This window comes from Arthrobacter sp. HMWF013, assembly GCF_003061105.1.
GTDB lineage: Bacteria > Actinomycetota > Actinomycetes > Actinomycetales > Micrococcaceae > Arthrobacter.
Genome location: NZ_QAIQ01000058.1, coordinates 1 through 3,406, shown reverse-complemented (window position 1 = coordinate 3,406; position 3,406 = coordinate 1). Strand labels below are relative to the sequence as shown.

At 64.2% G+C, this 3,406-nt stretch carries 3 protein-coding genes; 1 reads left to right on the top strand and 2 read right to left on the bottom strand.

Features of this window, described 5'->3' with window-relative positions; all coding sequences use genetic code 11:
* Positions 1-4 precede the first annotated feature (4 nt).
* On the bottom strand, positions 5-1,339 hold the full coding sequence (locus DBR22_RS02845; RefSeq protein WP_108597694.1) for an MFS transporter: 1,335 nt from the start codon (positions 1,337-1,339) through the stop codon (positions 5-7).
* 255 nt (positions 1,340-1,594) lie between these two features.
* Here DBR22_RS02845 and DBR22_RS02840 point away from each other — a divergent pair, with 255 nt between their 5' ends.
* Positions 1,595-2,323 (top strand): IclR family transcriptional regulator, encoded by a 729-nt coding sequence (locus DBR22_RS02840; protein ID WP_108597693.1) that lies wholly within the window; start codon positions 1,595-1,597, stop codon positions 2,321-2,323.
* A 64-nt stretch (positions 2,324-2,387) separates the two neighbouring features.
* On the opposite strand, the gene DBR22_RS02835 is transcribed toward DBR22_RS02840, so the two are convergent.
* Positions 2,388-3,406, bottom strand: a 1,019-nt coding sequence (locus DBR22_RS02835) for an MFS transporter (protein ID WP_108597692.1), incomplete at its 5' end; no start/stop codon positions are given.

Genomic DNA, 3,406 nt, shown 5'->3' with positions numbered 1-3,406 from the left:
CCTTCTAGTGGTGGCTGCTGACGCCGAGCGGGCGGCCCTTGGTTTCGCCGGCCAGGAGCACGCCGACGGCGGAAATAACGCACAGGATCATGATGTAGATGCCGATGGACCCGGTCCACTTGGTGGCCTGCATCAGCGTTTCCGCGATGCTGGCTGCGAATGCACCGCCCAGGATTGCACCGAACGCGTAGCCGATGGAAATGCCTGAGTAGCGGACATTGGCCGGGAACATTTCGGCATACATGGCGGACATCGGGCCGTAGGACAGCCCGAGTCCGATGGTCAGGACAAAAAGCGCCAGGCCGTAGAGCATGATGTTCTTGGTGTCGATCAGGGCAAACATCGGGATCATCCAAGCGAACACGATGCCATACCCGATCAGGAACGTCTTGACCCGGCCGATCTTGTCGGAGAGCCAGCCCCCCACGAGCGTGAAGATCAACCAGCCGAAGGACGCAAGCGTGGTTGCCAGCAGGACCTCGGCGACCGGCATCTTCAGCGTCCGGGTGGCGTACGCGATGAAGAACGCGATCAGCAGGTAGCCTGCTGCGTTGTTGCCGATGAAGATCATGGTGGAGTAGAGCACGGATTTCTTGTGGAACTTGATCAGCTGTCCAAGCGGTGCTTTGGCCTTCTCCTTGCGCTCGATCATTTCCTTGAAGACCGGGCTCTCGGCCACAGCACGGCGGATCAGGTAGCCCACCACGATCAGCACGATGGACAGCAGGAACGGCACGCGCCAGCCCCAGGCACCGAAGTCTTCCTTGGACATACCGGTGTTGAGGAAGTACAACAGGCCCGTGGCCAGGATCATGCCAACCGGAACGCCGATCTGGGGGTAGGCGCCAAACAGGCCCCGCTTGCTCCGGGGAGCGTGCTCAACGGCCATCAGGGCTGCGCCGCCCCATTCACCGCCGGCAGAGAAGCCCTGGATGATGCGTAGCAGGATCAGCAGAACGGGGGCCCAGACGCCAATTTGGGCATACGTCGGGAGCATGCCGATCAGAGCCGTAGCGGCGCCCATCATGACGAGGGTGAAGACCAGCATGGCCTTGCGACCCAGCCGGTCGCCCAGATGGCCGGCAATAACGGCACCGAGCGGACGGAACAGGAAGCTGATGCCGATGAGCGCGAAGGAGAGGATCCGTGCCAGGCCCGGATTTGAGTCTTCAAGGGGCGTGAGGAACAGCGGGGACAGCAACGTTCCGGTCAGCTGGGCAAAAATGAAGAAGTCGTACCACTCGATAGTGGTTCCGACCAGCGTCCCAGCAAGGACTTTTCGTTCCTCATGCTTGCTGCTGGGGCCGGTCTCTGAATCGACGTGTGAAGTTGCGGTCATTGGAACTCCGTGGCTGGGGGCAGCGCCGGTTGGGTACGCGGCTGCCGATGGTGAATTCAGGCCAAGCATTTACTGATCGAACGGTCAGTTAGTACGAGAGTACCCGAGCATGTGACGAAACGCACCATTTTCTTTCGTTGAGGCGGAAATTAGTTCTATATTTGGACTGATCATTCGCAATAAGGACACCTGGGTCAGCCTAAGAAGCAACACAGGCTCAAGACCTCCGCTGTGCTGCCACCTAGGATGGAAACCATGACTCCCATCGCCGAGGCCTCTGCAGGGCAGGCACCGGCTTCCCCCTCCCAGACCCTTTCGCGCGGCATCCGGGCACTGGAGATCCTGGCAGCCGCACAAAACCCCTTGACCATTGCCGAACTGGCCGACGCCATGGGCGTACACCGCTCCGTGGCCTACCGGATCCTGCGGACCCTGGAAGACCATTCCCTGCTGGTGCGCGATGATGCCGGCAAAGTCCAGCCAGGGCCGGGGCTCGCCGTCCTGGCAAGGGGCGTTTCGCGCAGCCTGCAGACAGCTGCGCTCCCGGAGCTGACCCAGCTCGCCAATGCCCTGACCATGAGCACGTTCGTGGCCGTCTGGGACCGCGATGACTGCGTCACCTTGGTCACCGTGGACCCGCGGCACACTGGCACCGGCATCGTCCAGCACCCGGGTTCCCGGCATGCGATCAACGCCGGCGCCCCCGGCATTGCCATCCAGTCAGCGTATTCAGAGGCTGATTGGCATCAAGCGGCCCCGGGCATCCCGTACCGGCCAGAGGCTGCGGCAGCCCGTAGCCGCGGCTACGCCGCAAGCCACGATGAGGTGATTGCGGGGGTCTCCTCGGTAGCCGTTCCGGTCCGGGTTCCCGGCGGCAGGCCCGCCGCCCTCGCCGTTGTCTACATCCGGACCAGCCAGGACCCGGAGGAAGTCGCCGCCTCACTGAAGGCCAGTGCCGGCCGGATCGAAGCCCAGCTTGGCTGAAGGTTCCACGCCCCCCCGAGGTGCTGGGGCGCATTTCCGTACCGGGATTTTCCCGGGGACTCCTTTAGGCGTTGCGTCGCCGCAAAATGATCACGGCCACCAGGCCAGACACCGTCAACGCACCGGCGGCGGCAGCAGGGACCACAAAGGCAGCCTGGTAGCCGTGCGCCTGGGCAAGCTGGCCGCCCAGGGCCGATCCCAGGGCGGTGCCCGCCACGATCCCGCTGGCCAGGGCTGTCATGACCGTCCCCAGCTTTTCCGCCGGTGACAGCAACCCCCCGATGCCAAAAATGGTAACCATCGCGGGTCCCACCGGCAGTCCCAGGACCAGCAGAACGGCGACCATGCCGGTCATCGATTCCGGCACCGGAAGCAGCAGCGCAAGGGCGGTCATCAGGCCGGCACTGACCAGCAGCCGCGGGCCTGGCGTGAACCGCCGGGACCAGTAGGCCACAGACAAAGCGGCTGCCGCGGAACTGAGCCCCATCACTGCATACAGCAGTCCAGCGATCTCGGCGGTGGCAAAGCCGGCCGAAAATGAGCTCAGCGCCGTCTGGGTGGAGCCGAAGAAGGTGCCCATGGCAACCATGGCCAGGACAGGGAGCGCCACGGCGGCCGGAACCCTGACGGGGCCGGGATTACCGGCTGCCCCGGGCACAGCGGTGGCGGCCCTGGCTGCCTGTCGGCGTGAAGCAGCACCGGTCAGGGGAACTGCCTGGTGTGTGGGGTGAACGGCAAAAGCGGGCACCAGCGTAAGGGTCAGTACCGCAGCCAGTGCCAGCGGCAACCAGGGAGCCACCATGCTGGCGAGGATTCCCACGAGGGCCGGTCCCAGCACAAAGGTGAGCTCATCGGCCGTACTCTCATACGACATGGCAGTGTCGAGGTCTTTGCCCCCGGTCCCGCCTTTCCCGGGAGAGGTGAGTGCCATCCAGCGGACCCTGGCAAGCGGACCTACCTGCGGGGAGCTGGCGCCTGCCAGAAAAGCCGCGGCGATGACCGCCGCCGGAAACGGACCGGCCACTGGTGCAGCCCAGGCAGCGCCGATCAATGCCAAGACAAATGCAGCGTTGAGGGCGGCTG